We start from the raw sequence: 252 nt of genomic DNA on the forward strand, positions 1-252 counted from the left end.
CTGACTTGTGCAGCATGACGGCCCTGATCGGCTCATAGATCAGGAAGTCCAAGAATCTCAGGGGTTCTGCCGAGGCTCCACCAAGGGCGGGCATGTCGGCCGGTTTGTCCATGTGGTCATCTGATCCCCTGTTTCCGGTCAGGAACTCGACCTTGTAGCCACTGCGATTGATGAAGCCGGTCACACGCGGTGACCCCGAGCGATGCATGACCGGCCGGAATGTCGGATCGAGGCCCTTCAGGATATCGAGAA

At 58.7% G+C, this 252-nt stretch carries 1 protein-coding gene; it reads right to left on the reverse strand.

Features of this window, described 5'->3' with window-relative positions; genetic code table 11:
* Positions 1 to 252: GSU2403 family nucleotidyltransferase fold protein (locus BLJAPNOD_RS25530; protein WP_244611110.1), on the reverse strand; the 252-nt coding region annotated here is incomplete at both ends.

This window comes from Ensifer sp. M14, assembly GCF_003355565.1.
In the GTDB taxonomy this organism is placed as follows: Bacteria; Pseudomonadota; Alphaproteobacteria; order Rhizobiales; family Rhizobiaceae; genus Ensifer.